Source organism: Burkholderia sp. AU16741 (assembly GCF_002223345.1).
GTDB lineage: Bacteria > Pseudomonadota > Gammaproteobacteria > Burkholderiales > Burkholderiaceae > Burkholderia > Burkholderia sola.
In genome coordinates, this window is sequence record NZ_NKEZ01000004.1 from 148,606 (window position 1) to 172,396 (window position 23,791).

The window sequence follows — 23,791 nt, forward strand, 5'->3', positions numbered from 1 at the left end:
CGGCCGCGCGGAAAGCGGCGGTGCAGTGTTCGATGTCAAGCGGTGCTGATGCGCCAGCGGATTCGCGTTCGTGGCAAGAAGCAAACCGCGGCGATGCCAGACGCATCGCGAGGATTTGCGACGCCGCCACGGGCGCGAAGCCGCAGCGCATCAGTGCCGATTGGCGTCGAACACTGCACTAAATGTCCGCTTCGACGTCGTTGCCCTTTTCCTCGAGCCAGCCGCGCCGCGCGGCTGCCTCGCCCTTGCCCATCAGCATCGTCATCCGCGCGACGGTCGCCTCGTAGTCGAGCTCGCCGAGCTTCACCGGCATCAGGCGGCGCGTGTCGGGGTTCATCGTCGTGTCCCACAACTGCTCGGCGCTCATTTCGCCCAGGCCCTTGAAGCGGCTGATGCTCCACTGCGTGTCGCGCACGCCGTCCTTGCGCAGCTTGTCGAGGATCGCTTCGAGCTCGCCGTCGTCGAGCGCATAGAGCTTCTGCGCGGGCTTCTTGCCGCGCGCCGGCGCGTCGACGCGGAACAGCGGCGGGCGCGCGACGTACACGTGGCCGCGCTCGATCAGTTGCGGGAAATGCTTGAAGAACAGCGTGAGCAGCAGCACCTGGATGTGCGAGCCGTCGACGTCCGCGTCCGACAGGATGCAGATCTTGCCGTAGCGCAGGTTCGACACGTCGACGGTATCGTCGGGGCTGTGCGGATCGACGCCGATCGCGACCGAGATGTCGTGCACCTCGTTGTTCGCGAACAGGCGATCGCGTTCGGTTTCCCACGTGTTCAGCACCTTGCCGCGCAGCGGCAGGATCGCCTGGTACTCCTTGTCGCGGCCCATCTTCGCCGAGCCGCCCGCCGAGTCGCCCTCGACGAGGAACAGTTCGTTGCGCGCGATGTCTTCCGTTTCGCAATCGGTCAGCTTGCCCGGCAGCACCGCGACGCCCGAACTCTTGCGCTTCTCGACCTTCTGGCCGGCGCGTGTACGCGCCTGCGCCTGCTTGATCACGAGTTCGGCGAGTTTCTTGCCGTGCTCGACGTGCTGATTCAGCCACAGTTCGAGCGCCGGACGCGAGAACGACGACACGAGCTTCACCGCGTCCCGGCTGTTCAGCCGTTCCTTGATCTGCCCCTGGAACTGCGGATCGAGCACCTTCGCGGACAGCACGAACGACACGCGCGCGAACACGTCTTCCGCGAGCAGCTTCACGCCCTTCGGCTGCAGGTTGTGCAGTTCGACGAAGCTCTTCACCGCCTGGTAGAGACCGTCGCGCAGGCCCGACTCGTGCGTGCCGCCGGCCGGCGTCGGGATCAGGTTCACGTACGACTCGCGCACGAGCGACCCTTCCTCGCTCCATGCGACGACCCACGATGCACCCTCGCCTTCGGCGAAGGTTTCGTCGGTCGAACGCGCATCGGCGAAACGCTCGCCTTCGAACAGCGGAATCAGCAGCTCGCTGCCGTTCATTTCGTCGAGCAGGTAGCCGCGCAGGCCGTCTTCATACTTCCACGTCTGGCGCTCGCCCGTCTTTTCGTTGACGAGCACGACCTCGACACCCGGCAGCAGCACGGCCTTCGAGCGCAGCAGGCGCTGCAATTCGCCGAGCGGCAGGTTCGGCGAATCGAAGTATTTCGGATTCGGCCACACCTGCACGCGCGTGCCGGATTTTTTCTCGCCGCGGCCCGCGCCCTGCGTGGACAGCGGCTTCACGACGTCGCCGTCGGCGAAGCCGAGCTCGGCGATCTTGCCGTCGCGCCATACCGTCACGTCGAGACGCGTCGCAAGCGCGTTCGTGACCGACACGCCGACCCCGTGCAGGCCGCCCGAGAACGTATACGCGCCGCCGGCGGCCTTGTCGAACTTGCCGCCCGCATGCAGGCGCGTGAACACGATCTCGACGACCGGCACGCCCTCTTCGGGATGCATGCCGAACGGGATGCCGCGGCCGTCGTCTTCGACCGACACCGACTGGTCGGCGTGCAGCGTGACCGTGATCTGCTTGCCGTAGCCGCCGAGCGCCTCGTCGGACGCGTTGTCGATGACTTCCTGGATGATGTGCAGCGGATTCTCGGTACGGGTGTACATGCCGGGCCGCTGCTTGACCGGCTCGAGACCCTTGAGCACCTTGATCGATGCTTCGCTATAGGCCGCGCTGGGTTTCTTTGTTGACATAGGCGCTGAATTTCGTCATTCATCGGGACGTTGTCCACACCTCGTGTGGATAACGTCGTGGACAAAACGTTGAGTTCCGTAAAAAAGCGAATCGAAACAACGGTGTGCTTGGACTGCTCCGAAAGCGGGCGCGCGGCGTGTGCGGCGCGACCCTGGACGCGCGGTATTTTACTGGTTCCGCGTGGCGCGCCAATCGCGGGATCGACGCGCACCGCGCGCGTCACACCGGCTTGCGCTTCGCCTCGAGCGTTTCCCACCGTTCGAGCGCGGCGAGCAGCTCGTCGTCGATCGCCGCGAACCGCTCGGTCAGGCGCGTGCCTTCCTGCGGATCCTTCGCGAAAATCGCGCCGTCCTCGAGCTGCGCATTGATCGTCTTCTGCTCCGCTTCGAGCGCGGCGATCTTCTCCGGCAGCGAATCGAGTTCGCGCTGCTCGTTGAACGACAGCTTCACCGTGCGCTGCGCGTTGCGGCCGGCCGCGCTCTTCGCCGGTTCGTCCTTCGCGGGCGCCGCTTCCTTGACCGCGCGCTTCGCCGCTTCCTGCTGCGCGAGCTGCTCCGAGCGCTCGCTCTGGATCTGCCAGTCGGTGAAGCCGCCGACATATTCGCGCCACTTGCCGTCGCCCTCCGCCGCGATCACCGACGTCACGACGTTGTCGAGGAACGCGCGATCGTGGCTGACCAGCAGCACCGTGCCGTCGTAATCGGCCAGCAGTTCTTCGAGCAGTTCGAGCGTCGGGATGTCGAGGTCGTTGGTCGGTTCGTCGAGCACCAGCACGTTGGCCGGGCGCGCGAACAGGCGCGCGAGCAGCAGCCGGTTGCGCTCGCCGCCCGACAGCGACTTCACCGGCGAACGCGCGCGCTCCGGCGCGAACAGGAAATCGCCGAGATAGCTCATCACGTGCTTGCGCACGCCGCCGATCTCGACCCATTCGCTGCCGGGGCTGATCGTATCCGCGAGGCTCTTTTCCTGGTCGAGCTGCGCGCGCATCTGGTCGAAATACGCGACCTGCAGGTTCGTGCCGGTGCGCACCGTGCCTTCGTCGGGCTTCAGGTCGCCGAGGATCAGCTTCAGCAACGTCGTCTTGCCGGCGCCGTTCGGGCCGACGAAGCCGATCTTGTCGCCGCGCATGACCGTCGTCGAGAAGCGGTCGACCACCGTGCGGCCGCCGTAGCGCTTCGTCACGTCGGTCAGCTCCGCGACGATCTTGCCGGACTTCTCGCCCTGCGCGACGTCGAGCTTCACGTTGCCCTGCGCATTGCGGCGCTCCGCGCGCTCGTTGCGCATCTGCACGAGCCGCGCGATGCGGCCGACGCTGCGCGTGCGGCGCGCCTCGACGCCCTTGCGGATCCACACTTCTTCCTGCGCGAGCAGCTTGTCGAACTTCTCGTTCTCCACGCGCTCGACTTCGAGCTGCTGCGCCTTGCGCGTCTGGTACGCGGAGAAATTGCCCGGATACGACAGCAGCCGGCCGCGATCGAGCTCGACGATGCGCGTCGCGACGCGGTCGAGGAACGCGCGATCGTGGGTGATGAACAGCAGGCCCGCGCGCTGCGCGACGAGCAACTCCTCGAGCCAGCGGATGCCGTCGAAGTCGAGGTGGTTGGTCGGCTCGTCGAGCAGCAGCACGTCGGGCTGCAGCACCAGCGCGCGCGCCAGCGCGACGCGCTTCTGCATCCCGCCCGACAGCGCGTCGACGCTCGCGTCGCCGTTCGTCAGGCCGATTTGCGCGAGCGTCATCGACACGCGCGTACGCCAGTTCCATGCGTCGTGCGCGTCCAGCGACGACTGCAGCGCGTTCATTCGCGCAAGCAGCGCATCGTGCTCGGCGCCTTCCGGTATCTCCGCGAGGCGGTGCGCGATCGAATCGTATTCTTCGAGCAGTTCGCGCGTGTGGGCCAGCCCAGACGCGACCACGTCGAACACCGTCGCGCCCGGCTCGAATTCGGGCTCCTGCGGCACGTAGACGGTCACGAGCTCCTGCTGGCGCGTGATCAGCCCGTCGTCGGGCTTCGCGAGATCGGCGACGATCTTCAGCAGCGACGACTTGCCCGCGCCGTTGCGGCCGATCAGGCCGACCCGTTCGCCGGCTTCCAGCGAGAAATCCGCGTGATCGAGCAACGCGACGTGACCGAACGCGAGCTGCGCGCCGGTAATGGAATAGAGCGACATGGGGAGACGGCGAAGAGAGAAATCGGAAGCGCCCATTGTACCGGGCGCGGAGGCCGGCATCGGCTCGGCTGGATGGACGAGTGCCGCGGGGCGTTCCCGACGGGCGCTGGCGCGGTATCGTGGGCGCGGTGTAGCGGACCTCCTGTTTTCGGACGCCGGCTACGGTTTGCGTGCCCGCATGAGCACGCGAATGCCGACCGGACGCCCGCGGCCGGCCGATCGGCAGATCCCGCGCGGCGCATCGGGCGGCGGCGCGGGATGCACGGTTATTTCACGTTGACCGTGATCGTCGAGCTCAGTTCGGGACCGTACGAACGGTGCGCGCCGTCACCGAGTTGCAGCGTCAGCGTGTGCTGGCCGGGCGGCAGCTTCACGTCGGTTTCGGTCTGGGCCTTGCCGAAATGCAGCGAATGGTCGGTCGCCGGGATCACGTCGCCCTTCGGCACCGGCTTGCCGTCGATCAGCAGGTGGTGGTGACCGGTATCCGGGGTCATGTCGCCGGCCGGCTTCAGCGCCATGCCTTCGAGGCCGAACTTCACGTGCACGGGGCTCGACACCGTCGCGCCGTCCTGCGGCTCGACGAAGAACACACGCGCCTCGGCGCGCGCGAGCGTTGACACGGCCAGTGCCGCGACACAGACTGCACCCGCGATCCACTTTCTGTTGATCATCCTTTCCTCCTACAGATTGACAGGCCCACGAAGCATACACTGCATGCCCGACCGATGCGACGCCGCCGGTTGTTCGCGATGCGTACGTTTAAAACGACGTTGCGCAGACGTTCGGCGAAATTCCGGTAACATTGCGCCTTTCGTCCGCCGGCCACGCCGCGGACGGCATCGCCGAATTTTCATTATCCCGAGCGCAACATGAGCGAAGTAACCGAATACCAGAGCTGGGTCTGCCTGATTTGCGGGTGGGTCTACAACGAAGCCGAAGGACTGCCCGACGAAGGCATTCCGGCAGGCACGCGTTTCGCCGACATTCCCGCCGACTGGCGCTGCCCGCTGTGCGACGTGGGCAAGGAAGATTTCGTCGTCGTCGATTTCTGATTTTCCGTTTCGATCGCGGGTGATCTCGCGATACGCGCGTTGGGGTGGTGCATTCCGCCCCGCCGACGCGCCGCGCGTTTGCTATACTCTGCGCGCTGTCCACACCGCCGTCCGGTTCGCGGTTTTTTCGCGCGATTGCCCGGACTTGGCTCTCCCCGTAGTTCAGGGGATAGAATGAGAAGCAAAAGTGCTGTCCAGCAAGCCTCGGGCAGGCTGCTGTAGCAATTTCGTAGCAGGAAGATTGGGGCCGGAGCACGACCGACTCGCTGCTTGGCAACCAACCGCGATATCCTATAAGATATAGACTAACCGGTGATGGCCCGCGTCGAACTTCATCCTGATGCACAAGAAGACCTCCGACAGTTGGCCAAAACTGAGCTCGAGTTCGTGAAGAAGTTGCTGGCCCTTATTCAGCAACTCAACTGCGACCCAAAGTTGCGCGACCGCCTACTGGAGCATGGCTATGGCCAGTCTGACATTGATGTGATCAACGTTAAGAAGTGGCTGAGGCTCTACAACAAAGAACGGAAAGACCTGTGGCGCTTCAGGCCCCTTGGCCTCGGTGAAATCGGACTGGGCCACCGCGTGTTCTACGCCTATCACTGGCGAAGCCAGTGCTTCCACGTCTTGGCGATCGTCCATCGAAACTTGGTAGATTATGATTCCCCTGCTCATCCTCTCGCTCAACGTATCCGGCGGGCTTACGACGGACTGTAACCACACAGATCGATTCGTAAGCTACGGTGCCAAGACGTACGTTCTCGGAGAGTCAACCGAGTTGTGCACGAACTCGTCCAGCGTCGATGACTTCATCGCCGAGTTGGAGCAAGACTATGGCGACGACTTCTTGGCGGATGGCCGCAAGTGGGTTGCGGAGTCTTTCTATCGAGACGAACCATTGTCCATTGCAAAGCTCCGGCTGCGCAAGGGATGGTCGCAAGCTCAATTGGCGAATGAGGTTGGCACAACGCAAGCCCAGATCTCCAAAATTGAGCGTGGTGTACAAAACGTTGGGATTGATACCATCACGCAACTTGCAAGTGTGCTTGAAGTTTCTCCTGCGGAGGTCTTCAATCTTGTTTACGCCCAACGATCAGTAGCCACATAAAATGTCTGAAAACACCGATCGTCGCTTGCTTGTCCTCTGGGCCGATGACGTTCAGAAAGGTCCAAACGATAAAGTAAATTTGCTTGGCGTTTATGGTACGGAGATGTGGCTCCCGGAGCCGACCACGGTCCCTCAAATATACGCCTTTGTTGAGATCTCAACGTCATTGGCCCGACCATTCAAATCAATCAGATTGATGGTTAGAGCGACTAATGAATCATCGGATTCCGATGCAGATGTAGATAGCGGCACACAGGAGATTTTGCTCGACTTCACCGTTCCCGCATCGGCACTTAGCCAAGTCATAGAGACTGCTGCTCGAGGCGAGAGCGAAGGCAAACACCCAGAAGGTGCCAATATCCGCACCGCCCTCCGCGTCGGACTCCCTATTTCGGGCCTTAAAGTAAATAAGCGGCGCTATTTGACAGTTCGAGCCGAGACCGAAGAAGGTCCGATGTTCGGCGAGACGCTTTTAGTTTTAGTACGAGCGGCACAGCCAACATAGTCCTATGCCTGGTTACAAATAGTTCAGGGGATGGAATGATAAGTGCAAAGCTTGTCCAGCAAGGCTTCCGCCCCTTGCTATAGCAAATTTGTAGCACTTAAAAAAGCCCGCTCGTAGCGGGCTTTTGTGCCTCTGAGCGTCAATCCTGCCACCGGTTGCCACAGTGCAGTTACTTGATTTGCTCCCAAGCGGTCGCTCACGTGGAACGAGCCTCACCGTTTCAACTCCGCCGCTTTCGCTCATCCTCGAAGGGTATCGTCCACGAGTGACTCGAGCGCCCGCTCCAATATTTCGTCCGGATTGTTCGGCACGACAGCACGAGCGATTCCCTCTTCTATCTGTTCGCCCGCCCAAAGAATTACGCCGTGCTTCTTAGCGTCGGCTGCGTTCGCAATGCTTGCTCGCGGTGACTTGCATACTAGGACAGCAATCGGCTCGCTCATCGGGTTGGCTGTGCCCTGCGCATTTCTGAGTGACTCACGCCGGTCTACCAGTTTCCCCATCTTCGTGTGAATGTCCTTCACACTGACCGTGCACTCCACGAGGAGCAAGCGACCTCCCGGAGTGACGGCAATCAAGTCCGGCGCATCGCCCTCGCTCGGTGCACCTACCATAAAGCCAAGTAGAAAGAGTAGGGCTGCAACGGCTTTCTCGAACTCATTCTGCTGGTTGGAATTGCCTCGCAACGACTCGACCAGCTTACGAAGACCATGGTCGAAATGGTTCATCGTCGACAGTCGATGATTGGGTGCCTTGGCCGGATCCGTAAACCAGTGACGCCGAACCGTATGTTTGCCCACGACCAACATCACCAAGGCTGCGTGTGCATTCCTCAAATCGACGACCAAGTTGCCTATCCTCTTGTCGCCGTCTTGAGTCCAGATAATTCTATCGGAGAGCCGTTTTCGGGTTTGCACCCCCATTCCAGGCACTTCGCGTACCATGACCGACATGGCATCCATATCAAGATGCGAAACGGCTTCAATCGTGAGCGTGAGCCGATTGTCTTTCAGCTTGCAAGCGTCCAGCAGCAGGTCAGCCGCAGGATGAACGATTATAGAAATAGCGGGCTGAACTAGCCCGGCCACTTTGAGACCAAGCCACCCGGCAACATCGTCAAGACCATCAAACGGCGGGTCTGCGAGTCGTAGCGACGTGTCAAAGTACTCTCTGTTGCGAGTCAGCAGCTCGCCGAAGCTAGGATTCTTGACTTCGAATGTGATCGGAGATGCCCACTTGCCGAGGGTGTTATGCAATTGATAGTGGAGAGGAACCCCAGTCTGCTCTTTTTCACGGCCTATGATATCGAGTTGCTGGCCGTCAATCTCGAGACGCCCGAGGCTTGCCATCTTGAGAGCATCAACGAGATTCTTCGCGTTCTCAATTGTCACTTCTGCGTGGCCGACGGCCACGTCTTCGATCTCGAGTCGAAAACAGTATTCCGGGCGGGGCTTGGCGGAGGTTGCCTCCAGCACTGCGGCCCAGATCTGGTGCTTGCCACCAACCACTAGGGTCACATATCGGGTTATTAGCGTGTAACCGTCAAATACCGCGTCGGCAACGGCATCTGCGAATGCAAGTACCTGTGCGTTCTCGCTCAATTCTCCTCCAATTGGTAGGCTCGACTTCGCTAAGGATCCTGTCACTCGCGACCATTGTACCGCCTGAGCAAACGACCGGGGAGCGACCGTTCCTCGGTCATTGAGTCGCTCAAAACAAGATATCATTAGTATAAATTCGGTAGCTTTTCGGCCCCTCGGTGCGGCCGCACACCAATTAGTACCGAGGCCCTTTCATAGTCACACCTACACAACCGAAATGCCTGACAAGTTCCTAAAAACCACTGACGCGAAAGCGACGTTTCCGCGGCCGCAAGTCAACTCGCGTATTCCTCTAACAATCGTGCCTATATTCGACGGTGGGGCACCCGCCTCCCCCGCAGGCTCCCCCGCAGAGTACGAAGCTCTCTTCGTGTTGGGCATCCCCGGAAAAGTGCTCTTTCACGAGTCGCTCGATATCCCTCTGCTAGCGAAATCGGGCGATTCACTGTTAGTGATGCCGCCCGAAAGCGTGGAGATTCGCTGCGATATAGGCGGCGAGCAAGAAAATGTTCAGATCCGGTTTTTGCCAAATGAGCATAACAGGCTCGCGCGGGCGGAGATGAAGTTTCGAGCCACTTCGTTCGCCGAAGCAGAACAGATCGCATGGAATTTGATCAGCGACATGCTGAGCATCTGGTCGTTCAGACACGACAGTGCAGTCGACATTAGCGGTTACCAGATCCGCCAGGTAGACTCGCAAGCGCTACGCGCGAATTTTGGGATACTGGGTGCTCCTAAGATTCTTGACATCAATTTCGGAGGACCATCGACGAAAGAGAGGCGAAGCTTGTTGGCCGCTTATAGGGAAGGGACAAACGCGACCAATCCTTTCTATCAGTTTCTGTCCTTTTTTAAGGTGGTAGAGGGCGTTCACAAGTTGCGAGTTCAGCGTCGTCGGAATGCTCCTAAGAATTCGCCCCGTACCAGTGAAGCGGTAGAACGGTTCCCTGAAATGGCTGACGCGTTTCCAGCGGATCTTGCTGACCGCGCTGCCACCCTCGTCGGAAAGCGGTATAACGCTGTGATCGACGATATGCGCGCGACGGTCCGCAACGCACTTGCGCACTTGAATCCGCTGGAGGATCATCTGACCGCCGATCGGTTTAGCGACATCGCACAGTGCTCGAATCAAATCGCGACATTACGTTTCATCGCGCGCAATATGCTGCTGTCGGAATTGAACCTGCCGATTATGCCAATTCCGTCGAAATAGCAGTCTCACAAATGACCGCAATAGCGGAACTTTCTTCTCTCTACGCACGTCGACAAACGGTTGTTGTTCCTTGAAAGCCGCCGTAGTCGTCACGGTGGGGCGACGGGCCGCAATGGTCGGCCATGGAAGCTCGTAAGATTCCTGACATTCAGGATGCTCGACTACCGACGAACCTCCAAATTCTGCTGGCAGAGACAGCGGCGCCGTCGCGTTACCCCCAATAACGTCGACCAAACTCTCGCAGCCGATGAAGCATGTCAATCCCGTCGATGTGAGCATACTCAAACGCGTGCCCATGTAAATCTGTGAGATCAACCATGATGCGGGCGGTATCGCCTACTCGGTCGACCAAATATGGACGTCGGCGGGCTACGCCTCTGATTTGCCAGCGCGGCTCTGAAATATCGTGTGCGAATGCGTTGCGAATTTGGTAAACCAGTTCTGCAAAATGCTCGTCCTCAGAGGTCGGTGCATCGCCGTTGGTGGCTCGTAGCGACTTGCCGCTTGCTTGCTCATATTCTTCCCTGCAACGATTCAGGGTTATTGCGGCGGCGCCGAATGCAACCGAGAGTTGATTTGCGCAGGCTAGTTGTAAATCGCTATACGAGTGGAAGATTTGATCGGGAAGGACCCAAATGCTACGCCCCTCCTTGAACGTCAAAGGCTGGTCAAGGTCCGCAATATTGAGCTTTTCCTGCTCTGCGTAGTCGTAAAGCTTTGCTGCGAAGGCCAATTGAGCAAATGCAGTATCCAAATAGTTCATGATTGGTACTACTCCCTTTCGTAGAGGTTCATTACCCTTTGGGAACCCAGACCGATCCTAGCCAAGCGCGTGCGAATCTGGCCGCCTTTGTCAGCAAGACCCCCTCCCGCCTTGAAGGATCACCGAGGGCGATGCCGGCGCGATAGTATGCCGGCATCCTCACTTAAAACAGACCAACTGGCTGGGCTGCATCATCCCAACTGAAGATGATCAATTCGTTTCTCTCGACACCCCTACCTCCTCCAACAGTGTATTGAATCGGGACCGTCTCGATGTGAAATCCGTCGAACACGCGCCGAATGTCGGGATGGTCGTTGAGGCTCACGATCGCGCGCCCTTTGATCGACCGCAGCCGTTGCGCCATCTTCTCGTACTCGCCGAATGGAAACGCCACGCCATACCCTTCCGTCTCGTAGTACGGTGGGTCCAAATAGAACAGCGTATGCGGGCGGTCGTATCGATCAATGCACGCAGCCCAATCCAGTCGCTCGATATACGCGTTCGCGAGCCGCAAGTGAGCCGCTGACAATTCTTCTTCAAGCCGCAGCAGGTTCAAACCCGGCGGATGTTCCGTGCGCGTTCCGAAGGTCTGCCCCTCCAACTTCCCGCCAAAGCAACTTTTCTGTAGGTAGTAGAACCGCGCAGCACGCTGGATATCGGTGAGCGTTTCCGGGACCGTATGCTTCAGCCACTCGAATACCTGCCGGCTCGTCAACGCCCATTTGAACTGACGCACGAACTCCTCCAGGTGATGCTGTACGACGCGATACAGGTTGACCAGCTCCCCGTTCACGTCGTTCACGACTTCGACCTTGGCCGGCGGTCGGAGGAAATACAGCGCGGCCCCACCCGCGAACACTTCGACATAGCAATCGTGAGCCGGGAAACGCGGGATGAGGTGATCTGCGAGACGGCGCTTGCCGCCGATCCAAGGAATGATGGGATTTGCCATTGTGAAAGCCGTTTTAAAACTTGGTGTAGAATCCGGCCCGCCTACGTAGGTAAGCAGGGCCTTGGCTGATTCACTGGCGCGATCAGTGGAAAGGCGACCGGGCGAATGCTCCAACATTCCCCCGGCCGCCCTGTTTCTTCAGTGCATCGCGGCCGTCACGGCGTCCGATGCTCGATCGGAACCGACGCGATCACCTTCGGATCGATCGGCCCGCCCGTGACCGTGATGTCCGGCGACACGGCAAACTGCGTAATGCGGTCCGCCTGCTTGTCCGCTCGCGACGACGATCCAAAGAAGTATTCCTTCGAGCCGATCACCATCGTGATCAGCACACCGAGCAGCGTGTCGAGCGTGCTCTTCACGACGTCGGGCATCTTGATCTCGCCGATCGCCAGATAGAACTCCAGCCCGATCACGACGAACAACGCTACCGTGTACATGTAGGCAAGATTTCGCGCAGTGTGGTCGTGTTCGGCTGCAGCGTATTGGCGAGCGCTCGCGCGATCGTCCGCCGCGACCTTGTCGGCCTGCACCTGAATGCCCGCCATGCTTTCCGCGTGCTCGAAACCGGCCTGTCGCATCTTCAACTCGAAGTCCGCGTCGGCTTGCTTCAGCGCAAGCAGTTGCTCGGGTGTCACTGACTGACCGGCCAGCGCGGCCTTCACCGCATCCACCGAACCGTCACCGAAGCCGAGCTTGTCGGCGATCGCCGACGCGGCCATCGCCGCGATACCGGGCACACCGCCGGTCAGCGCCGTGACCAGCCACGGCGCAACAGTCTTCAGAATGTCCAGCATCGTCATACCCCCAATGCGCGATTGAGCTGCCAGCCGTACTCGAATGTCTCGTTCTCCGGCCGGCGCTCGGCCAGCTCGATGTAGAACACCGACTGCTGTGCGGCGATCATGCCGTACAGCACGCGATGCCCGTCCGCCCCACGCTGCTGCAGGAACGACTTCAGCGCCGTGATCGTCATCGGGCCGATGCCACCGTCGACCGCGATATCCGGGAAAGTCTTTTCGTTCTGGTTCAGCACGTTCAGCGCCCGCTGCATGAACTTGACGCCGGTCGGCGGCCCCGTGTTCACGCCGATGTCGAACAGTTTTTCCGCGAGCGTCGACGAGATCGCGTCGACCTGGTCGAACTTCGGACGTCGCCAGTACCGCGACTCGTAGATCGCGACGGCCGTCGAGCGCGGCATGTCCTTCATCGGCCCCGTGTATCCGTACGCGCGCGCTTCGGCGGCCGTCACACCCCACATGGTTCCTTCGAGCTTCCCGAGATACCAATTGCCGCGATCGTTCGGATCGTTCGAGAACCCGCCTTCGCGCCCGATCAGCGCGTCAATCTTCGCCGTTACGTTCATTGCTTCCCTCCCCGGCTCACCGCCTGTTCCAGTAAATCGATGCGCTGCTGCTGCAGACGGTTGAGCGCATCACCCTCGTTGATGTGCGTGAAGACCCAGACGATCGAACCGACCAGAAACGTCTGCACCACACCGAGACACACACCGAGCACCCACATCGCGCCCGTTGCCTTGTTCTTCATCGCGTCGACCTTGCGATCGACGTCGGCGATCTCGTCGGCCAGCTCGCCGCGAGCACGCTCTTCCGCACGCGAACGGCTCCACAACAGTCCGACGTCCTCTCGCACCGTCTCCGCCCGCACCGCCATCTCCGCGAGCCGCCGGTCGAGATCCGCGAACGGCTGCACCGATCGCTTGATGTCCTCGACACTCGCCGCGACGGCCCGCATCTGCTGCGTCAACGTCGCGATCTGGACGGCCAGCCCCTCCTGCTTTTCATCACCCATCAAACCCCCGCTGAAAATAAAAAGCCGCCCGAGTTGCCCCGAGGCGGCTGCCAGAAATTGATACGCGCGCGTGTTACTTCGGCGGCGACGGTACGACCAGGTCGACTTTCTTCGTCGGCTTCTTGCGGTGGCCGACCTTCGCCTTGCCCTTGTTGCCGGCGTTCAGCTCGACCGACGTCTCCCACCCGTTACCGGCATAGGTATGTCGAACGGAATCGACCAGAAAATCGCCGTCCGCCTCCTGCTTGAAGCCGGAAAGCTTCACGGTCTTCTCGGCCGATATGTCCGTGCGCCCCTTCATGCGTAGTACGCTGCGCGCTGTGTGCCGATTCAGCTTCTCCAGACGCGACTTCGCGCCGGCCTTCGCGGCCTCTGGACTGGCGAACGCATGGCGCTCGGTATGGACAGCGGCGGCGCCCGGTGGCGCGTCGGGATTCGGGATCGTCAGGTCGATCTTCTTCCCCGTTTTCTTGTCGTGCACCTTCGTCCGTACGGCAACGAAGCTGGCACGGTCGGGAAACGAGATCTCGTAGTCCGTCAGATCGGCCGGCGTCAACGTGATCGCCGGCAGCGGCTTGCCGCTTGCACTCTTGCCGCCGCCGATCGGCCCGACGATCAGCTTGCCGGCCTTCACCGTCGCCGTTGCGCCGTACTGCCGCGCGATACGCGTGATGAAGTGCAGGTCGCTCTCGCCAAACTGATCGGCACGCGGCACGGCAGCGTCGACGGAGCAGGCGGCCACCCATTTGTTACGTCGCGCGACGTCGCCGACGACGTCGGCCAGCTTCACGTTCGTCCAGCTACCATTGCGCTGCGTCTTCGACGTCGCCCGCATGTTGGCCGGTCGGCCGCGGATGATCATCGTCGCCGGCGGTCCGCGCAGCACGATCTCGTCCACGGCATACTCGCCGAGCATCGACAGCCCCTGCCCTTCCCATCCGAGCGAGATCTTCAACGTCGCGCCCTTCGGCGGGAATCGGACCTTGCCGTCCCGGTCGTCCAGTTCGATCTCGCATTCGTCGGCCTCAAGGCCCGGTTTGTCGGTGGTCTGGATCCGCAGCACGCGGTCCTGAATCACGCGCGTGATGTCGGCGCCGTTCGCGACGACCTGAAAAATTGCACGCATCGTCCCTCCGTCACGACCAGAGCTGAATCGGTTCGTCGCGCGGCGTGTCGAGATCCGGCATCGTGATCAGGACGCCGGACCGGAACGGCTGCGGCTCGCGCGCGAGGCCGGGATTGGCTTCGTACACGGCCTCGACGGTGCCCTTCAACGTCCCGTAATGGGCGTAGCAGAGCGAGTCGAGGATGTCCCCGTCAGAGGTTCGCAAAATCTTCGCCATAGCGGCCAAACTCCAGACTGTAGGTTTGCTTGCGGGGCGCACCGTCCGACATCAGCGCCTCCTGCTCTTCGTCGACGCTGTGCAGATACCAGCGTCCGAGCACGTCGCCCGTGCCGGCCGTCAGTTGCACCGGCTTCAACTTCGCGCCGATCGTGCGCAGCGTTTCCAACTGACGGAAACCGGCACCGAGCGACGGAAACACGACACCCGAAAGCGTGATCGTGTCGCCGCCCTGACTCACCGGTTGCTGCGCCTCTTCGCGATTCAAGCGCTCCTGCGACGCGATCTTGAAGCGCGTCGAGCGCCGCAGCTTGTCGTACGCCGCCGTCGACAGTCCGAAGTGGAACGCGTCCCCGTCATCCGTTGATAGCGTCAACAGATGAGGGGTAGAAGACGTCGCGCTGTCGAACAGGCCGGAGAGAACCGAACTCAGGCCCGTCGTCTGCGCGAACGACTTCAGCGCACCCATCGTCTGCTCGCCGACCAACGCGGTGAACTGCGTTTTCGCATTGCCTAACGCACCCATGACGGACTGCGCGGCTGACTGGATCAACGGGTGATTGACGCTGCCGATCATCTTCAACACGCCACTGACGGCCGCACCGGTTGCCGAGAAGCTGCGCATCACCGTGCCGATCTGCGGACTCAGGTCGCCGGCCACCGACAGCAGGCTCGTCGCCCCGCGCAGCAGGTCGGCGGCCGACGTGAGGTTTCCCGTCGCCAGCTTCGTCAACGTGTCGACCGTGTTCTGACTCGCGCTCCGATTCCGATCGAACACGCGCACCACGTGCCGAACGCGTTCGGACGCGATGCTCGCCTGCGTTGCTGCCTGCGTCACACTGGAAATGAAGTCCATCCACTACCCCTTACAGATGAGGTGCATCGAACATGGCCGACCGATTGCTCTTGTCCATCGACTCGGTCATCGTCCGCTGAATCAGCGGATTGATGCGCGCGAGCAGCTTGTCCGCGATCTCTGCGTCCGTGCCGCCCTCGACCTTGATGTGGAACACCGGGGCAAACGAGTTTTGCTGCTCGACCTTGAACGGGCGAGACTGCGGCGAGTCCGGGCCAGCCGCCACCTTCGCGGCCGCCTTCGCCGCGTCGCTGTCGCCATCCTTCGAACCCGTCGCCCACCGCGCCATCGCCCCAAGTAACTTTCCACCGGCGAACGTACCGATCGCACCGCCGATAACACCACCGACCGCCACCCCAATCGGCCCGCCGAGCGCCCCGATACCTGCCCCGAGCTTCGCCCCGACCATGCCCCCTGCGAGCGAGCCACCGATGCTTGCGTACCCTTCCGCCTTGCGCGCGGACGGCTGATCGCTGCGTGCAACCGCGTACGCATCCTTGGCTGCGAATGCGACTTTCATGACACTGGCGGCGACGGCCAGTTTTCCCGCGTAAGGCCCGAACCGGCCGACGATCGTCCGAAACGCCCCGATGACACGACCCAGACGACCGCGCGGAACCGGGCCGCCGCCAGAGCCGCCACCGGCCAGGTCACCGAGCAGGTCGCCTGCAGCCCCGGCAACGCCACCAAGGCCGCCGCCCGGCATGTTGACGACGAATACGCGCTGCACGCCTCCGGCAGCACCGCTCAACGCGTCGAGTGCCTTACCAACGCGCCCTCCGGCTGCGCCGCCCCCGACCGCTCCACCGCCACCGCGTCGCGCCATCCAACCGCCACGCAGGATGTCGAGCACACCGCGCCCCATGTTCCACGCGGCACGGGCACCACGAACGGCAATCGCTGTCCCTATGACGCCAACGACCGCCGCCGTCGCACCGGGTGCGGCGTCCGACGCGTGCTGCACTGTCTCGCCCGCCCGCTTCGCGACCTTGCCGGCGAGATCAGTCACCGGCCGCAGCGCATCGCCGATACTGCGCATCGCGTCGTCCCACTGCTGGACGACCTCGCTCCAGATCTGCTTCGATGTCGCACGCCGATCAGCCAGATCCTTCTCGATCTCGCCGTTCGCGTCCGCCGCATTGCGCTTGAGCTTCTGATACAGATCGGCGTTCTGCATGTACGCCGTCAGTGCGGCCTTGACCTGCATGTCATTGAACAGGTCACCGGTTTTCATCGTGTCCTCGAAGGCCCGCATCTGCGCCTGACGCTTGGCAGGGTCCAGCTCGCTGTTGAGCTGCTTCGCCACCGCTGCGAGCTGCGCCGCCTTCTTCGGATCGACACGCTCGATGTACGCCCGAGCGAGCACGAACGACGCCTCCAGCGTCGACCAGCCCTTGCCGATCGCCTCTTTCATCTTCGCTTCGTAGTCGACGCCGGCCTTCTTGTAGTTGCGCTCGGTCTCGCCCGAACCGATTTTCGAGAACCAGTTTTTGAGGTTGTTCGCCGCCTCGTCGGCGTTGCCGGCGGTCTTCATCTGAACCTGCAGCATCGCGCCGAGCTGCGTCACGGAATCCTGCCCCGTGATACCGATCTTCTTCATTTCGGCAAGCAGCACCGGGAACCACCGCGCCATGTCGACGGATTCGAACGAACCCTCCTTGCCGAGATACGCGATCGCTTCGAGCGCCTTCATCATCGCCTTGGGATCCGTGATGTTGGCGTTCTGCTGCAGCGCCTGAATCATCTGCGCGGTTTCTACACTCGACGCCCCCTGACCCACCGAGAATTTCGCAACGGCCGGGCCGAAGTTCAGCGCCCGGTCAACGTCCATCCCGGCCGCGACCATCTGGTTGACGGCGTCGGCCAGCTCGTTGCGCCCCATGCCATTCGACAGCGCGTCGCGGCGAATGCGTTCGGACATCGTGCGCTCCTGCTCGGTGCGCGCGATGCCGGCCTTGATGGCGATATCCCGGATGATTGCCTGATACTGCGCGGAGACAGCGGTCGGTACGGCGACGGCCGCACCAAGCTTCACCGCGTCGCCTGCCGCGCTGCGCATGCCTTCGCGGCCGGCGGCCAGACGCTCATGCCCTGCGGTCTTCAGCTCAAGTCCCCGCACTGTCCGGCCGAGCCGGGCGTATGCGCGATCGAGCCGGTCGACCTCGAAGCCCGCATCACACAACGCACGGACGTTGTTGTCCAGCTTGCGCCGGATTCCGTCCGCCGCGCTGTCGCCGGCAAGATGCAGACGGCGGAACTCCTCCTGCAGCTTGATCGTCTCGCCGATCTGCCGCTGCCACATGCCGCGCTCGCTCGCAGTCTTGCGCAGCCCGACGATCTTCGAATTCGTATCGGCAAACGCCTTACCGAGCGTTGCCGACACCGCACCGCCGATGACGATGCCAAGTGCAATATCGCGTGCCATGTCAGTCCTCGCTCAATCTGTCAGCCACCACAACAATTCGTCGATCGTCATGTCGTCAAGCGACTGCGGCTGCGTTCCGTACTCCTTCATCATCCGCCGGGCCAGCGCCTTCACCGTCTCGATTGGAAGCCGGACGAACGGATCGAAAGGATTCGTACGCACGCTGCATGGCGTCGTAGTCGACCATGTCCATTGCTTCGATATCGTCGGGAGCGACTTCGGCCAGCGTCGCGAACAGCACGATTTCGCGCAGCTCGTCGTCGCCCTGCGCCTGCTTGCTCGCGGTACGCATGTCGCGCACCTTCGGGCGGCGCATCACCAGCTCGTTGCGCACGACGCCGTCGAACGACACGGGATACTTCAGCGTGATCTTCACGGTTTCCATTCAGCACCTCAGAAATGACAAAGGGGCGGCCATTGGACCGCCCCTCGGGTTATCGAAAAGTTACTTTGCTGGCGTTGCCACCGGCCAACGTTCCTACATGCCGAGCGCCTTGCGCACGTCGGCAAGCTGGTCGACGCCGTCGATGATGCGGATCATGTTGAGCACGTCGATCTCGCAGATCACTGCACCGTCGATCTCGGCCTTGTAGTACGACAGTTCGGCCGTGTACTTCAGCTCCGACGTCGAACCCGGCTTCCAACTGCCGGGATCGTATTCGGACAGCATGCCGCGCATGATCAGCGCGACCGACTTCACCTTGCCGCGCGTGTCGCGGAATGCACCACGAAACGTCGCGTTGAATGCGTTGTTGTCGGCCAGGCCGAAGAATTTCAGCACGTCACGCTCGACGCTGCCCATGGTGAACGCCGCCTGCAGCCCTTCCATGCCTTGGTCGACCTTGACCGGCGCGTCCATGCCGCCCGCGCGATAGTCCTCCGTCTTGATCTTCAGCTTCGGCGGACTGACTTCGGGCGAGCGGCCGGCAAAGCCGCGCCCGTCGACGTACAGCGCCATGTTGTTCAGAGTTTCCGGGACCATACGTCACCTCTTACGATTGCGTGTCGAGAACTTCCGTCAGCCACTCGTTCGTGACTTCGAAACGGAAGATCGGGTTTTCTGCGGGCGGGACGTCCGTGAAGCGGATGTTCCAGTACACCTTGCCCTGTTCGAGCTGCGACGCCGAATTGAGCTTCGGATCCGGGTACACCTCGAAGTTGATCACCGCGCCCTGCATGCGCAGATCGCGCATGAACGCCCGTAGACCTTCGGTGACGTCCTTCACATACGTCGCCGTGATACCCCGATCGACCGCCCACTTATGGCCGGCCTGCACGGCGTCCATCACGATGTCGAGCGTGCGCACACGCGTCACGAACGACCACTTCGGATCGGCCGACAGCGTGCGGTTGCCCCACAGGCGATAACCGCCGTCGCGGATGATCGTCGTGATGAACGAGTTGTTCAGCAGGTTCGCGCGGCACGTCTCGTCGCCGTCGAGGAATTCGATCGGCCGCTTCGTGCCACTGATTCCGACGATCTCCTTGTTCGACGGCGACGCCCAGAAGCCGATCGCCGCATCGGTCTGGCAGAACAGACCCGCAGCGTACGCAGATGCCGGCGCGTCGACGTCCGCGTTCTTCGCCGTGTCCCAATACCGCACGCCGGGATCGACGAGATACAGCCGCTTGCTTCCGAAGTTCTTCGCGTACTGGATCGCGTCCTCATCGGTCTTGTTCGGCCCGTCGAGGATCGCGATTGCGCGCAGCTTCGCGGCCAGCTCGTCGGCCGCGGTCGCGACCGGCTGCTTGGCCGTATGCCCCGGCGCGAGCAGCAGCCGGGGCTTCAGGTCGAACAGCGATTTACCGTCGAGCAGTGCCTGCATGCCGGTGCGAACACCACCTGCCGACACGCCACCGATGATCGCGGACGTCAGCTCCGCGTCGGTCTGATCGGCGGGCACGCCGACCGCCACCATGACCGTCTTGCTCTGCTTGTAGATGCCTTGAATCGCGCGCGTGATCGCGCTCGTCTCGCCGAATGCAGCGGCGGCATCGTATTCGCTGGTGATGCGCACGGGCACGTTCGGTGCGACGAGGTCCGGACCCGGCGTGTAGGTGTCGGCGATGCCGACGACCGACGTCGACGGCACGGTGATCGTGCGCGGGCCGGTATCGACAAGCAAGGTCGTCACGCCGTGATAAAAAGAAGTAGCAGCCATTCAGGTCTCCGGGAAAGCTACAAATAAAAAGGCCGCTCGAATCGAGCGGCCTCGCACAGGTTTGAATCGAATGTCGCGTTACGCCGTCGCCTTGGGCAGTGCCGTCGCGAACGGCGGTGGTGACGGCAGATCTGTTTGCGGCCACCCCGGAAGATCGCTGGCTTCCCGCAGCGACTGTCGATAACGCAGCAGCGCCGCAAACTGATCCGCCGTGAGGGTCGTTCCGTCGCCAAGCAATTGCTCATCTTGATGTCGAGAGACGAGCCAGTCCGTCGCGTGCAGCGCCGCGTCGCGCTCCACGCGCTTGGCAAGTGCGGCTTCGGCCCGCGTCAGCGGAAGCGGATCAAGCGCGGCGACCTTTCCGGTCTCGTCAACGACAAGGCGTTTACCACCCGACTGGGCGTTGATGAGATCGACCCATACCGTGTCGTCAATTTCCACCACCGATACACCTTGCGGCACCGGGCTGACGACCGAGTCATAGAACGCGGTAATGTTCCCTCGCTCATCGAACGCCGCGAGTTTTTGCCCCATTTTTAGTACCCCCATACCTGAATACGCCCCGCTACTCCACTGGCGATCGCCGGCCCGCCGGCTCCCGACACCGCGCGCACCCGCGCAACTGAAGTCGTAACCGTTGAAATTCCCAGGTCGAAACTCCACACGGTCGTCGTATTGGCCGCCCAGCCACCCGGCGACGCCTCATTAGCAATGCCACCCAGTACCGCATGCGGAAACGCAAGAGGATTGGTGACATACATATTGCCGTTCGCATCGCTACTTCCGGTTACCCACTGAACAATCAGGCCACTCGGAAGTCTCTGGCAACCGTTTGTATTGAACGACGCGCTGAAGCCATTCGCGTACGCAAGCGGCGTCGACCCACCGACCGAATACCAGTTCACTCCGTTACTCTCGATGACGAAGGTGTCACCGAGCGCCATCGGTACCGTCGCCAGCGACGTGTTGGCGTTCATATAGATCACGTCGGTGCCCTGACGTGAAATGCTCACCGGTGAAACGCCAATCCCGCTGACGAATTCCAGCCGCACCCCCGCCGGCACAGACGACGCGCGCGGCAACGTGATGGCGTAGTTTCCAGACCCGCCGAGATAGATCGTGCTGCCGGCGTAATCTTCGGTCAGCACCGTCGCGCCGACCAACGTCGTGAATGCACTCGCCTGCATGCCAACGGACTTGACGAAAGCACTGTTCACGGCCCGTGCGCTGTTGTCGAATCGTGCCAGCGCGGGAACCTTTGGCGTCCCCGTGAACACGGGTGAATCGAGCGGCGCTTTTGCGGCAAGCGCATTTGCGATTGTCGTCGCGAAATTTGGATCGTTGCCGAGGGCCTTCGCGAGTTCACTGAGCGTATCGAGTGTTTCGGGGGACTGCGCCACCAGCGCGGCCACCTTCTCTGCCAGATCCGCATGCGTCGCATACTGCGGATGCGGATCGACTGCCGCAATGTGCGCATCAAAGTTACTTTGACCTGCTTCAACCGCCTTTTTCAGGTACCGGGTGCGGTTCGCGAGTTGTTTCGCCTGCAGGTTGTCGATTCCCTCAGGTCCGCCGACGACGGGATCCGATGTTTCGAGCTGATAGACCCCGTCCTCCCACCGCTCGAACTCAACCAAATTGGTCATGTTGTAATACTCCCTCTCGTATATTGCCCGTCCCGCCGCGCAACGCCGTTGTGTCGGATCGGCACGGCCGCATAGTCGAGCGCGGCAAGCTGGCTGCGTGCAGGCGCGTAACGCTCAATTGCCCGCCACAGCTTGTCGCCTTGATCGCGTGTAATCGGCACCCCAAGCTTCACGATGTACTCGGCCCACGCGCTTGGCTTCCCGTGCAGTTGCTCGCCATTACGAACAATCGAACCATCGCGCCGTCGACCGCTGCGCCCCTCGATGATCGTTACCTCGCCAAAACCGAGCCGCCGGATCACCTCTCGCACCGCCCACGGCGTACCCTTCTTCCGGTGCAGCGCCATCGAGCCCTTCACGAGCGCTCGCCGTGCGTCTTCGGATTCGGCCAGTTCCCAACCGTCGACGGCGAGCGCCCATGCGAGCCACGGCAACCATGCGGTCGGACAACGATCCGCATCCCACAACGTGCGCAAAATCTCGGGATCGACGCTCGGGCGCAGCACGCGCGCGAGCGCCGCCTCCAGCGGCGTCTGGTTGGACGGCAGCAGTGGTTCACGCGTCATCGGCCCTGACCTCCAGATTGATGCTCGTACAGTGCGCAAATTCGCGCGGGCCACACAGGACGTCGGCGACGGGCGAGCGCAATTCGATACGCGTCACGCCGCTGTCCGGCGCGTGCAGCGCCCCTTCAATCGCGGATCGCGGCATGCCGGCACGAAGGCGTCGTGACCTCGCTATCACGCCGTCAAGCACCTTACGCCGTGCGTCAAGCACAATGCTCGGATCCGGCCCGCTGCCGACATAGATCAGCCCATCGATCGCATATTCGATCTTGACCGCCGGCTCGACCAGAACTGTGTCGTTGAGCGGGCGAACCGTCTCCGGCGTAACCTTCGCGCGGACCAGATCGAGCAACGCCCCATCCGGTACACCGTCGCCACGTGCGGACATGATTGTGAGCCGCACCGTGCCTGCCACCGGCCGGTCGACAGCGACATCGAGGACGTCGGCCGACGCGTCCATTGCAAACGCCCGGTATGCCGCGAATGGTCCGGCGACCGTCGCGCGCTCCATCGACATCTGCGTGCGCAACTTCAGCCGGTCATCCGATTCCATGCGCCGCTCGACTGGCGGATTTGCCTCGGGATCGCCGGGCTCAACGACTGCGCGCCCCGTATCCAGCAGCACGGCCAGATGCTCCAGGTCAGCGCCCGTCGAGAACGCGAGCATCACTGCGCGAGCGGTGTCATTGACTCGCGCTGCAGCGCGGATCTCGTCATACGCCGCCAGTTCGATCAGCTTGACCACGGGATCCGACTTCAGCGCCGCTGTCCAGTCGGGATAGATCGATTTGAAGTACTCCAGCTTCCTCTGGAACGTCGCCTCGAAGTCGAGCACCTCGACAAGGTCAGGCGGGTCCAGCGAAGCGAGATCGATGATCGTCATGTTGGTACCTCGATTTCGACGGCCATGCCGTCGTACTCGCCACGAATCGCGAACGTAGGCTTACCGTCGATGACCGACAGCACCTTGACCTGAGAAAGCTTGATGCGCGGCTCCCACCGGACGATTGCCCGTGCGGCCTCGGCCTGTGCCGCCGAGATCCAGCCACGCGTGATCGGTAGGTCGACCATCAACGGAATGTCGGAGCCGTATTCAGGCAACTCTCGCCGCGTGCCCTTGCGTGTGCTGAGGATGTCGCCAAGACTCTGCTTCAGGTGCGCGACGCCACTGATGGGCGCACCCGTCCATCGGTCCATGCCGACGAGCGCACCGGACCGGCTCATCCGCGCTCCTCAAGCCGCTTGAAGTCCGGGTGCGCGTCGAGGTATTCGATCTGTGCGGCAGTCTTTGCGGTCGCTTCACCCGAAAAGACGTGCAACACATCGCCGCTCGGGAACACGATCACGCGACTACGGAACCGCGTATCAAGGAACGTCGCAACGGCCGGAGCGGCCGGAGTAGCTGCCTGCGGAGTATCTTTTGCCATGGTGAATCCCTCAAAAACAAAACCCCGCC

The 23,791-nt window shown here is 61.9% G+C and carries 27 protein-coding genes; 5 read left to right on the plus strand and 22 right to left on the minus strand.

Features of this window, described 5'->3' with window-relative positions; genetic code table 11:
- Positions 1-178: 178 nt before the first annotated feature.
- From parE to CFB89_RS12080, 3 genes are all read right to left on the minus strand, one after another.
- On the minus strand, positions 179-2,161 hold the full coding sequence (gene parE, locus CFB89_RS12070) for a DNA topoisomerase IV subunit B (RefSeq protein ID WP_050017499.1): 1,983 nt from the start codon (positions 2,159-2,161) through the stop codon (positions 179-181).
- A 220-nt stretch (positions 2,162-2,381) separates the two neighbouring features.
- Entirely contained in the window at positions 2,382-4,367 is a 1,986-nt protein-coding gene (locus CFB89_RS12075; protein WP_179233418.1) for an ATP-binding cassette domain-containing protein, read from the minus strand.
- 230 nt (positions 4,368-4,597) lie between these two features.
- Entirely contained in the window at positions 4,598-5,002 is a 405-nt protein-coding gene (locus CFB89_RS12080; RefSeq protein ID WP_089468101.1) for a DUF4399 domain-containing protein, read from the minus strand.
- Positions 5,003-5,200: 198 nt separating this feature from the next.
- On the opposite strand from CFB89_RS12080, the gene CFB89_RS12085 reads away from it, so the two are divergent.
- The 4 genes from CFB89_RS12085 to CFB89_RS34150 all read left to right on the plus strand — a co-directional run bounded on the left by CFB89_RS12085 (position 5,201) and on the right by CFB89_RS34150 (position 6,996).
- Complete coding sequence (locus tag CFB89_RS12085) at positions 5,201-5,383, plus strand: rubredoxin (protein ID WP_006478164.1); 183 nt, start codon at positions 5,201-5,203, stop codon at positions 5,381-5,383.
- 315 nt (positions 5,384-5,698) lie between these two features.
- Entirely contained in the window at positions 5,699-6,100 is a 402-nt protein-coding gene (locus CFB89_RS34145) for a type II toxin-antitoxin system RelE/ParE family toxin (protein WP_144030091.1), read from the plus strand.
- Positions 6,042-6,491, plus strand: a complete 450-nt coding sequence (locus CFB89_RS12095) for a helix-turn-helix domain-containing protein (protein ID WP_089468103.1) — start codon at positions 6,042-6,044, stop codon at positions 6,489-6,491. The genes CFB89_RS34145 and CFB89_RS12095 overlap by 59 nt, the downstream gene beginning before the upstream one ends.
- Position 6,492: 1 nt before the next feature.
- A complete protein-coding gene (locus CFB89_RS34150; protein ID WP_144030092.1) occupies positions 6,493-6,996 on the plus strand; it encodes a hypothetical protein in 504 nt (167 codons plus the stop codon).
- A gap of 239 nt (positions 6,997-7,235) precedes the next feature.
- Here CFB89_RS34150 and CFB89_RS12100 read toward each other — a convergent pair whose 3' ends face one another.
- Positions 7,236-8,597 (minus strand): hypothetical protein, encoded by a 1,362-nt coding sequence (locus CFB89_RS12100; protein WP_144030093.1) that lies wholly within the window; start codon positions 8,595-8,597, stop codon positions 7,236-7,238.
- 217 nt (positions 8,598-8,814) lie between these two features.
- Here CFB89_RS12100 and mauJ point away from each other — a divergent pair, with 217 nt between their 5' ends.
- Positions 8,815-9,810: a methylamine utilization protein MauJ gene (gene mauJ, locus CFB89_RS34155; RefSeq protein WP_144030094.1), complete on the plus strand. Its 996-nt coding sequence runs from the start codon at positions 8,815-8,817 to the stop codon at positions 9,808-9,810.
- Positions 9,811-10,021: 211 nt separating this feature from the next.
- Here mauJ and CFB89_RS34160 read toward each other — a convergent pair whose 3' ends face one another.
- From CFB89_RS34160 to CFB89_RS12190, 18 genes are all read right to left on the minus strand, one after another.
- Complete coding sequence (locus CFB89_RS34160) at positions 10,022-10,573, minus strand: hypothetical protein (protein WP_144030095.1); 552 nt, start codon at positions 10,571-10,573, stop codon at positions 10,022-10,024.
- A gap of 163 nt (positions 10,574-10,736) precedes the next feature.
- Entirely contained in the window at positions 10,737-11,525 is a 789-nt protein-coding gene (locus CFB89_RS12110; protein ID WP_089468106.1) for a DNA adenine methylase, read from the minus strand.
- A 155-nt stretch (positions 11,526-11,680) separates the two neighbouring features.
- Complete coding sequence (locus tag CFB89_RS12115; protein ID WP_089468107.1) at positions 11,681-12,328, minus strand: hypothetical protein; 648 nt, start codon at positions 12,326-12,328, stop codon at positions 11,681-11,683.
- Positions 12,325-12,891, minus strand: a complete 567-nt coding sequence (locus tag CFB89_RS12120; protein ID WP_089468108.1) for a glycoside hydrolase family 108 protein — start codon at positions 12,889-12,891, stop codon at positions 12,325-12,327. Before CFB89_RS12120 ends, CFB89_RS12115 begins: the two co-directional genes overlap by 4 nt.
- Positions 12,888-13,337, minus strand: a complete 450-nt coding sequence (locus CFB89_RS12125) for a hypothetical protein (protein ID WP_089468109.1) — start codon at positions 13,335-13,337, stop codon at positions 12,888-12,890. The genes CFB89_RS12120 and CFB89_RS12125 overlap by 4 nt, the downstream gene beginning before the upstream one ends.
- 73 nt (positions 13,338-13,410) lie before the next feature.
- Positions 13,411-14,463: a phage late control D family protein gene (locus tag CFB89_RS12130; RefSeq protein ID WP_089468110.1), complete on the minus strand. Its 1,053-nt coding sequence runs from the start codon at positions 14,461-14,463 to the stop codon at positions 13,411-13,413.
- Between the two features lie 10 nt (positions 14,464-14,473).
- Positions 14,474-14,680: a tail protein X gene (locus CFB89_RS12135; protein ID WP_069617826.1), complete on the minus strand. Its 207-nt coding sequence runs from the start codon at positions 14,678-14,680 to the stop codon at positions 14,474-14,476.
- Entirely contained in the window at positions 14,655-15,536 is an 882-nt protein-coding gene (locus CFB89_RS12140; protein ID WP_089468111.1) for a phage tail protein, read from the minus strand. The genes CFB89_RS12135 and CFB89_RS12140 overlap by 26 nt, the downstream gene beginning before the upstream one ends.
- 10 nt (positions 15,537-15,546) lie before the next feature.
- Positions 15,547-17,961 (minus strand): phage tail tape measure protein, encoded by a 2,415-nt coding sequence (locus tag CFB89_RS12145; RefSeq protein WP_089468112.1) that lies wholly within the window; start codon positions 17,959-17,961, stop codon positions 15,547-15,549.
- A 55-nt stretch (positions 17,962-18,016) separates the two neighbouring features.
- Positions 18,017-18,346 carry a phage tail assembly protein gene (locus CFB89_RS12150; RefSeq protein WP_089468113.1) on the minus strand — a complete coding sequence of 110 codons (330 nt, stop codon included), beginning with the start codon at positions 18,344-18,346 and terminating at the stop codon, positions 18,017-18,019.
- A gap of 93 nt (positions 18,347-18,439) precedes the next feature.
- A complete protein-coding gene (locus tag CFB89_RS12155; RefSeq protein ID WP_089468114.1) occupies positions 18,440-18,943 on the minus strand; it encodes a phage major tail tube protein in 504 nt (167 codons plus the stop codon).
- A gap of 10 nt (positions 18,944-18,953) precedes the next feature.
- Complete coding sequence (locus CFB89_RS12160; RefSeq protein WP_089468115.1) at positions 18,954-20,123, minus strand: phage tail sheath family protein; 1,170 nt, start codon at positions 20,121-20,123, stop codon at positions 18,954-18,956.
- Between the two features lie 78 nt (positions 20,124-20,201).
- Positions 20,202-20,657 carry a phage tail assembly chaperone gene (locus CFB89_RS12165; RefSeq protein WP_089468116.1) on the minus strand — a complete coding sequence of 152 codons (456 nt, stop codon included), beginning with the start codon at positions 20,655-20,657 and terminating at the stop codon, positions 20,202-20,204.
- Positions 20,658-20,659: 2 nt separating this feature from the next.
- On the minus strand, positions 20,660-21,769 hold the full coding sequence (locus CFB89_RS35295) for a hypothetical protein (RefSeq protein WP_256979662.1): 1,110 nt from the start codon (positions 21,767-21,769) through the stop codon (positions 20,660-20,662).
- Complete coding sequence (locus CFB89_RS12175) at positions 21,766-22,335, minus strand: phage tail protein I (protein WP_089468117.1); 570 nt, start codon at positions 22,333-22,335, stop codon at positions 21,766-21,768. The genes CFB89_RS35295 and CFB89_RS12175 overlap by 4 nt, the downstream gene beginning before the upstream one ends.
- A complete protein-coding gene (locus tag CFB89_RS12180; RefSeq protein WP_089468118.1) occupies positions 22,325-23,218 on the minus strand; it encodes a baseplate J/gp47 family protein in 894 nt (297 codons plus the stop codon). The genes CFB89_RS12175 and CFB89_RS12180 overlap by 11 nt, the downstream gene beginning before the upstream one ends.
- A complete protein-coding gene (locus tag CFB89_RS12185; protein ID WP_089468119.1) occupies positions 23,215-23,559 on the minus strand; it encodes a GPW/gp25 family protein in 345 nt (114 codons plus the stop codon). Before CFB89_RS12185 ends, CFB89_RS12180 begins: the two co-directional genes overlap by 4 nt.
- On the minus strand, positions 23,556-23,762 hold the full coding sequence (locus tag CFB89_RS12190; RefSeq protein WP_089468120.1) for a hypothetical protein: 207 nt from the start codon (positions 23,760-23,762) through the stop codon (positions 23,556-23,558). Before CFB89_RS12190 ends, CFB89_RS12185 begins: the two co-directional genes overlap by 4 nt.
- Positions 23,763-23,791: the final 29 nt, after the last annotated feature.

Bases quoted from the DNA above. Each gene is read 5' to 3' on its own strand.
- CFB89_RS12155 (WP_089468114.1), bottom strand. From the start codon at position 18,943: ATGGTCCCGGAAACTCTGAACAACATGGCGCTGTACGTCGACGGGCGC.
- CFB89_RS12115 (WP_089468107.1), bottom strand. From the start codon at position 12,328: ATGACGATGCTGGACATTCTGAAGACTGTTGCGCCGTGGCTGGTCACG.
- mauJ (WP_144030094.1), top strand. From the start codon at position 8,815: ATGCCTGACAAGTTCCTAAAAACCACTGACGCGAAAGCGACGTTTCCG.
- CFB89_RS12135 (WP_069617826.1), bottom strand. From the start codon at position 14,680: ATGGCGAAGATTTTGCGAACCTCTGACGGGGACATCCTCGACTCGCTC.
- CFB89_RS12165 (WP_089468116.1), bottom strand. From the start codon at position 20,657: ATGGGGCAAAAACTCGCGGCGTTCGATGAGCGAGGGAACATTACCGCG.
- CFB89_RS34150 (WP_144030092.1), top strand. From the start codon at position 6,493: ATGTCTGAAAACACCGATCGTCGCTTGCTTGTCCTCTGGGCCGATGAC.
- CFB89_RS12175 (WP_089468117.1), bottom strand. From the start codon at position 22,335: ATGACGCGTGAACCACTGCTGCCGTCCAACCAGACGCCGCTGGAGGCG.
- CFB89_RS34145 (WP_144030091.1), top strand. From the start codon at position 5,699: ATGGCCCGCGTCGAACTTCATCCTGATGCACAAGAAGACCTCCGACAG.
- CFB89_RS12140 (WP_089468111.1), bottom strand. From the start codon at position 15,536: ATGGACTTCATTTCCAGTGTGACGCAGGCAGCAACGCAGGCGAGCATC.
- CFB89_RS12150 (WP_089468113.1), bottom strand. From the start codon at position 18,346: ATGGAAACCGTGAAGATCACGCTGAAGTATCCCGTGTCGTTCGACGGC.
- CFB89_RS12185 (WP_089468119.1), bottom strand. From the start codon at position 23,559: ATGAGCCGGTCCGGTGCGCTCGTCGGCATGGACCGATGGACGGGTGCG.
- CFB89_RS12080 (WP_089468101.1), bottom strand. From the start codon at position 5,002: ATGATCAACAGAAAGTGGATCGCGGGTGCAGTCTGTGTCGCGGCACTG.
- CFB89_RS34160 (WP_144030095.1), bottom strand. From the start codon at position 10,573: ATGAACTATTTGGATACTGCATTTGCTCAATTGGCCTTCGCAGCAAAG.
- CFB89_RS35295 (WP_256979662.1), bottom strand. From the start codon at position 21,769: ATGACCAATTTGGTTGAGTTCGAGCGGTGGGAGGACGGGGTCTATCAG.
- CFB89_RS12110 (WP_089468106.1), bottom strand. From the start codon at position 11,525: ATGGCAAATCCCATCATTCCTTGGATCGGCGGCAAGCGCCGTCTCGCA.
- CFB89_RS12180 (WP_089468118.1), bottom strand. From the start codon at position 23,218: ATGACGATCATCGATCTCGCTTCGCTGGACCCGCCTGACCTTGTCGAG.
- CFB89_RS12190 (WP_089468120.1), bottom strand. From the start codon at position 23,762: ATGGCAAAAGATACTCCGCAGGCAGCTACTCCGGCCGCTCCGGCCGTT.
- CFB89_RS12085 (WP_006478164.1), top strand. From the start codon at position 5,201: ATGAGCGAAGTAACCGAATACCAGAGCTGGGTCTGCCTGATTTGCGGG.
- CFB89_RS12130 (WP_089468110.1), bottom strand. From the start codon at position 14,463: ATGCGTGCAATTTTTCAGGTCGTCGCGAACGGCGCCGACATCACGCGC.
- CFB89_RS12125 (WP_089468109.1), bottom strand. From the start codon at position 13,337: ATGGGTGATGAAAAGCAGGAGGGGCTGGCCGTCCAGATCGCGACGTTG.
- CFB89_RS12075 (WP_179233418.1), bottom strand. From the start codon at position 4,367: ATGGGCGCTTCCGATTTCTCTCTTCGCCGTCTCCCCATGTCGCTCTAT.
- CFB89_RS12120 (WP_089468108.1), bottom strand. From the start codon at position 12,891: ATGAACGTAACGGCGAAGATTGACGCGCTGATCGGGCGCGAAGGCGGG.
- CFB89_RS12095 (WP_089468103.1), top strand. From the start codon at position 6,042: ATGATTCCCCTGCTCATCCTCTCGCTCAACGTATCCGGCGGGCTTACG.
- CFB89_RS12145 (WP_089468112.1), bottom strand. From the start codon at position 17,961: ATGGCACGCGATATTGCACTTGGCATCGTCATCGGCGGTGCGGTGTCG.
- parE (WP_050017499.1), bottom strand. From the start codon at position 2,161: ATGTCAACAAAGAAACCCAGCGCGGCCTATAGCGAAGCATCGATCAAG.
- CFB89_RS12160 (WP_089468115.1), bottom strand. From the start codon at position 20,123: ATGGCTGCTACTTCTTTTTATCACGGCGTGACGACCTTGCTTGTCGAT.